Origin of the sequence: Microcoleus sp. D2_18a_B4, assembly GCF_036702475.1 — a bacterium.
Taxonomy (GTDB): domain Bacteria; phylum Cyanobacteriota; class Cyanobacteriia; order Cyanobacteriales; family Microcoleaceae; genus Microcoleus.
This window is the reverse complement of record NZ_JAUBTL010000047.1, coordinates 56,766-62,015: the sequence shown is the minus strand read 5'-3', so window position 1 is coordinate 62,015 and position 5,250 is coordinate 56,766. Positions and strand designations below refer to the sequence as shown.

At 47.0% G+C, this 5,250-nt stretch carries 5 protein-coding genes; 4 read left to right on the top strand and 1 reads right to left on the bottom strand.

The window, feature by feature from the left end; all coding sequences use genetic code 11:
- Positions 1-304 precede the first annotated feature (304 nt).
- The 4 genes from QUB04_RS23510 to QUB04_RS23495 all read left to right on the top strand — a co-directional run bounded on the left by QUB04_RS23510 (position 305) and on the right by QUB04_RS23495 (position 3,707).
- Positions 305-1,063 (top strand): SDR family oxidoreductase, encoded by a 759-nt coding sequence (locus tag QUB04_RS23510; RefSeq protein WP_333288073.1) that lies wholly within the window; start codon positions 305-307, stop codon positions 1,061-1,063.
- 134 nt (positions 1,064-1,197) lie between these two features.
- Positions 1,198-2,295: a DJ-1/PfpI/YhbO family deglycase/protease gene (locus QUB04_RS23505; protein WP_333288071.1), complete on the top strand. Its 1,098-nt coding sequence runs from the start codon at positions 1,198-1,200 to the stop codon at positions 2,293-2,295.
- A gap of 83 nt (positions 2,296-2,378) precedes the next feature.
- Positions 2,379-2,570, top strand: a complete 192-nt coding sequence (locus QUB04_RS23500; protein ID WP_333288069.1) for a hypothetical protein — start codon at positions 2,379-2,381, stop codon at positions 2,568-2,570.
- A 432-nt stretch (positions 2,571-3,002) separates the two neighbouring features.
- On the top strand, positions 3,003-3,707 hold the full coding sequence (locus QUB04_RS23495) for a rhomboid family intramembrane serine protease (protein ID WP_333109771.1): 705 nt from the start codon (positions 3,003-3,005) through the stop codon (positions 3,705-3,707).
- A gap of 96 nt (positions 3,708-3,803) precedes the next feature.
- Here the strand turns inward: QUB04_RS23495 and QUB04_RS23490 are convergent.
- Positions 3,804-5,250 (bottom strand): calcium-binding protein (locus QUB04_RS23490; protein ID WP_445301089.1); only part of this gene is annotated, 1,447 nt, incomplete at its 5' end.

Here is a 5,250-nt window from a genome sequence, read left to right as displayed (position 1 = left end):
GTCCAAAAAGGACGGGCGGGACGCCCATCCCACAATAACAATTAAAATTGTAAGTTATTTAATTCGCGATCCATAGTGCTGTAAGCAGTGGCTATATTTCCCATAAAAATCAACTTGGGAAAGGATTTGATTTTTTTGGGAAATGTCTATTGCAGATATCCATCAGCATGAGGAAATGGCATATACATTGGATGGAATGTGCTGTATCATATAGCAATTCTATTTCGTGTGTGAAGGGGATTTATTTTTTTTATTAACCGCAGAGGGCGCAGAGGTCACAGAGAAAGAGAAAAGAGAGACATAAATGATTGATTTAACTGGAAAGGTAATTTTAGTAACTGGTGGCTCTAAAGGGATTGGTGCAGTGACGGTGCGGACTCTGGTTAATGCTGGGGCCGAGGTGATTTTGCATTACTTTCGCAGTCAGAAAGAAGCTGAAGCGATCGCAGCAAGTGTTGCGCGCGATCGCTGTTATTTATTGGCAGCAGATTTGATGGTGGAAAACGCGGCTTCGACTTTGTGGCGAGATGCTTTAAAATGGCGGGGCCATATTGATATTTTAGTTAATAATGCGGGGATTATGCAGTCAGCGGGTATAGAGGACGAGTTCGATATTTGGTCGTCAGCTTGGCAGCAAACTCTACAAGTTAATTTAGTTGCCGTTGCCGACTTGTGCCGGGAATCTATTCTGCACTTTAAAACTCGCAAGAGCGGTACAATTATTAATATAGCAAGTCGTGCTGCTTTTCGCGGCGATGACCCGAATTATCTGCACTACGCCGCTTCTAAAGGTGCTATTGTTGCTTTAACTCGCAGCATTGCTAGAGGGTTTGCGGCTGATAATATTTTGGCTTTTACAGTTGCGCCGGGATTTGTCAGTACAGAAATGTCTAATCAGTTTATTCAGGAGTTCGGTGAAGCTGATATTATTCGCGATATCCCGATCGGCAAAATCGCACCTCCTCAAGATGTTGCTAATGTTATCGCGTTTTTAGCGTCGGGTTTGGCTACGCACGCTACCGGGACTACGATCGACATTAATGGAGCCTCTTACGTGCATTGAGACAATTGTAAAATACCTCTAAAGGCTCACGGTGACATCTTTTAAAAATCACTAATTTATCACTTTAGCAAGACGCTAAAAACTCCCTCAATCACTTAGCGTTAGATTAGAAGATAGTCTGAGGAAAGTTGATTATGACAACAAATAACGGCACCACCACCAAACGAGTTGCCATACTCATTGAAAATGGAGTTGAAGATTCCGAATTTCTAGTTCCTTACAACGCCTTAAAACAAGCAGGATTTGAAGTAGTTGTCCTCGGTTCGCGGACAAACGAAAAGTATGCAGGGAAACAAGGAAAAGTTGCCCAGCAGGCTGACGGAACTACCACAGAAGCATTGCCCGCAGAATTCGATGCAGTGATAATTCCCGGCGGGATGGCTCCTGATATGATGCGGACTAATCCCAATACAGTACGTTTTGTACAAGAAGCATTTGAGCAAGGAAAAATTGTCGCTGCTGTTTGCCACGGCCCGCAAGTTTTGATTGAAGCCGACTTGCTGAAAGGCAAAAATGCGACTGGTTTCTTGGCAATTAAAAAAGACATGATCAATGCCGGAGCTAACTACATTAACGAAGCTTTAGTCGTTGACGGCAACTTGATCACTTCCCGCCAACCGGGAGATTTAGCAATATTTACCACCGCAATTCTGGCTCGCCTCGGTTACGGCGGAAAAGAAGTAGGTTTGCCAGAAGAAACTGACAAAAATGCAGAATGGTGGAAATTAGCTAATGGTTGGGGAGGTTCGACACAAGGCGACATTGTTAAAGGTTTGAATACCGCCCTCGCAGGGGAACGCTATGCTTGCGAAGCCTTTGAACATTATGCGGAAAAAACCCAAAACAGCGAGTTGCGATCGCTCTTGAAAGAAATGATTCAAAACAAACAGCACCACATCATCGCTCTCGAAAGTCGCCTCAACGATTTTGGTGAAAAACCCTCAATGCCTGCCCAAATTGCTGACAAATACGCTAAATTAAAAGCTTCTATGCAAGGAAGCGATGAAACGTTTTTGCTGCGGAGCACTCTAGGTGATTTGCAAACCGGTGTTGTCGATATCAACAACCTGCGGGTGAAGTTCACAGATCCTGTATCAACGGCGATTTTGACAGAGATAGAATCGGATTTGTCTAAGTGTGAACAAGTCGTTGCTAAACTCTTCCGCGCCCGTGCAGCTTCCCAGGAAATTAAGTCGCCTAAACCTTCGACTAGCCCCGCTGTAAAAATGTAATCAGCAAGGGGATAAATAAGTTTGTAGTTGTGTTGACTTGTTAAAACCCCATCAATATCGCAACTACAAACGGGAGCATCTCAATGAAAGCAGCAAAGCTCGAAATTGGAATTAGGAGTCAGGAGTCAGGAGCCAGGAGAAAAGAGTCAGAAGGAAGAAGAAAGAAGTGTTTTTGCAAATATGAGATGCTCCCCTACAAACTTGCTCTGCACTCCTACAATATACCCCTTTGCGGTAAAATAAAACCCAACACTAAAAAGCAGATATTCAACTAACTGCAAGGTGGAGGGTTTTATTCAATGGGTTTTATTATTATTGCAGCGGGAAACGGCGGGTTTGAAGGAAGCTTGCGGCATCCGGCGGCGGTACAAGCCCCCGGATTCATCCGTACACAAATAAAAAAGATAGTATCCGATAAGCACCCCCCGGATACATCCGTGAGGTCGCTTTCTTCAATCCTTTAATTCTTTAATTCTTTAATTCTTTAATTCTTTAATTCTAAAATCTAAAATCTAAAATCTAAAATCTAAAATCTAAAATCTATTAACCAGCCCCGGATACATCCGTAAACTCGCTTTCTTCAATTCTAAAATCTAAAATCTAAAATCTAAAATCGATTGGTTTGTTCCCTCTTCCTTTAGACAGGAGACACCTGGGCTATAAATGCGCTACTCTGTTGCCAATATTTTGATGAGGAAAAAAAGGCTGTGGTTCCCTTACGCGATGAAAATCCCATTACTATCACTCCCTACGTCACCTACGGGCTGATTGCCGCAAACATATTAGTATTTTTGTACGAACTCAGTTTGGGCGATCGACAATTAACCCAATTCTTCTACTCTTGGGCCGTAATTCCTTGCCAGTTAAGCAATATGTGTCGGGTTGCTCTGCCAGTTTCGCCATTTCCCGAATGGACGACACTGATTAGCTCCCAATTCCTGCACGCAGGCTTTCTTCACATTGCCGGAAATATGTTATTTTTGTGGATTTTTGGCAACAACGTAGAAGACCGTTTAGGACACGTCAAATTTATAATATTTTACCTTACTTGCGGCGTTTTAGCATCACTAACTCAGTGGTTTTTCTCCTCAGCATCTGCCATTCCGTCCCTAGGTGCTAGCGGCGCGATCGCAGGCGTGATGGGAGCTTACATTCTCAGATATCCCCAAGCCAAAGTTCTGACACTGCTGCCCTTGGGAATCTTTATTACCACTGTCAGAGTCCCCGCTTTCTTCTTTCTAGGATTTTGGTTTGCACAGCAAGCATTGAGCGGCCTGGCTTCCTTGAATGCCCCGGCAAGTGTCGGCATGGAATCCGGGGGAGTTGCCTACTGGGCCCACGCCGGTGGCTTTGTTTTCGGCGCTATTCTCGGCCCTTTGTTGGGACTTTTTTCTGAAGATAATCAGATTTAATTTTTCACCGCAGATGAACGCAAATAAACGCAGATAAACTGCCAACAAAATCGGCGTTTATCTGCGTTTATCTGCGGTTTCAAACCTCTTATCTTCCTAGATAAAAGTGAAATCAAATTCCGAAAGAGAAGAAACCCCAGTTACACCATTTAACTTCGCCAAAATGCGAGAATCGCTGCCGCTGAGGTTATTGCCATTGCCGTCATAAATGATGTAAGTATTGCCGCCGGAATCGTAGGCAAACAAGAAAGCACTTCCTCCCAGAATATTTGCAGAAACAGTTGTCTGCACATTCAGCAGAACTTGGCTGTTACCGCCCAGATTCGCAAATCCGGGGGCAAAATTAAACTGATCGGCGATCGGCACACCGAGACCGCTAAAATCAGTAATCGCATCGTATCCGCCCGCCGCGATCGCAGCCTCGATCGCCGCCGAAGAAGCCGCATCAAAAGCCGGGCCACCTTGTGCAGGGCTGGTATAGCGGTATTGATTGCCGCCGCCGCCCCCCGTCATGGTATCTGCGCCGAGGCCGCCTACGAGCACGTCGTTATCCACACCGCCGTTAATCGTATCGTTGCCGCCTTGACCATCAATAGTATCGCTGCCCGCCAAACCGTCCAAATTGTCCGGCAAAGAACCCCCAACCAAATTGTTAGGCCCGCTATCAGCCGGCAAGATTTGAACGGTGACAGTACCTACGCCCGGAATTGTCCCGAATCCGTCGCTGACGCTGTAGGTGAAAGCAGTTGTACCCGCTACGTTGCCGGGGAGGAATTGCACTTGAGAGACAAGATTTACAGCTACCCCCAGTTGTGGTGTGCTGACATTGATAATGCTGAGCGTCCCTTTTTGCGGGCTGGAATCGTTGGCCAGCACGTCGATGAAAGTGGGCAGCAAATTATTCGTATTGGTAAATACGATGCCGTCATCGACAGCAATCGGCGGCAGGAGAGTTGGAACAGTTACGGAGGTATCGAAAGAATTGATGTTAATCGCCACTGACGCTGCTGCGGTGCCGCCTTGGTCGTCAGCTACGCTGTAGCTGAAAGAACCGGCTTGCCCGATCGCGTTTGTTCCAGGTTGGAATTTCAGCCCGAGTAAATCCTGAACGGTTAACTTTTGGTTCACGGTGAGGGGGCTCGTACCCGTAATTACCTGACCAAAAGTAGGATTCGGAAGTCCGACTACCGCGATCGACAGCGGCTGGCCCTCCGGGTCGCTGGGCGCCGAAATGCTCAGAGACAGAGGCAAATTCTGCAAACCAGTCACCGTCTTGCCCGCTTCCACGAGCGGCGGCTGGTTAGGAGTCGGAGATGTAAAACTCGGCGGACTCGGCCCCCCGCCGAAAGGCGGAGGGGTCGTCGCAGTTGGAGTGGGGACGATCGAAGGACTCGGACTCGGAGTTGTCGCGCCCGCAGTCGGACTCGGACTCGTACCCGGAACCTGTACCGGCAATGCCCCCGTACCTGTGCCGCCGCTATTGGTAGCTGTGCCGCCGCTATTGGTAGCTGTGCCGCCGCTATTGGTAGCTGTGCCGCCGCTA